This window comes from Thalassospira xianhensis MCCC 1A02616, assembly GCF_003326475.1.
Classification (GTDB): domain Bacteria; phylum Pseudomonadota; class Alphaproteobacteria; order Rhodospirillales; family Thalassospiraceae; genus Thalassospira; species Thalassospira xianhensis.
In genome coordinates, this window is record NZ_JPWA01000095.1 from 1 (window position 1) to 714 (window position 714).

The window sequence follows — 714 nt, forward strand, 5'->3', positions numbered from 1 at the left end:
GCGGCGATCGAGCTTGAAGAAAGCGGGGATGATCGCACGCTGTTTATCGTCAGCCTGCCAAACGAGATTTCGATGGATACGGCGCGCAAAAAAATTGCGAATGGCATCGATGGATCGGCAATCCTTGGCTTTTCTGCCGATGAAACCGGTGATCGCCGTTTTGTTCTTGTTGATGTGCCGGGATTCTTTTGTAATCGCGCCGAAGTGTTTCAGCGCGCACTGACCGATCAGGGACTTGATCCCGAAGGGCTCAGTGTTGTCGGCGCCTATGGCGTACCGATTCCCGAAGACGCGCTGAGTTGATTGATACCGGCCGGTTGATTGTCACCGGCCCTGCCCACTGGGAGAAACTAGGAAATGTCTGCGCCCACCCCACGTCCCGGCATTCTTGATATTGCGCCTTATGTTGGCGGCAAGTCGCGCACCGATGGTGCAACCCGTGTGATCAAGCTTTCATCGAACGAAGGCGCGCTTGGCCCAAGCCCCAAGGCCATCGAAGCGCTCCGCAAGTCGGCTGAAAAGCTGCATCGCTATCCCGATGGTGGTTGCGAGGCGCTGCGCAACAAGCTGGCCGAGAAATACAATCTTGAAGCCGATCAGATTGTCTGCGGTGCTGGTTCGGATGAACTGATCACCCTTCTGATCCGTGCCTATGCCGGTCCGGGTGATGAAGTGCTGTATTCGCAGCATGGCTTCCTGATGTATCCGATTGCG

1 protein-coding gene and 1 pseudogene are annotated in these 714 nt (G+C 56.0%); both read left to right on the forward strand.

Going from position 1 to position 714, the window contains the following annotated elements:
• A pseudogene (locus TH5_RS25170) lies at window positions 1-303 on the forward strand (chorismate mutase); the annotation flags it as partial.
• Between the two features lie 54 nt (window positions 304-357).
• Window positions 358-714: aminotransferase class I/II-fold pyridoxal phosphate-dependent enzyme (locus TH5_RS25175; protein WP_114124143.1), on the forward strand; the 357-nt coding region annotated here is incomplete at its 3' end.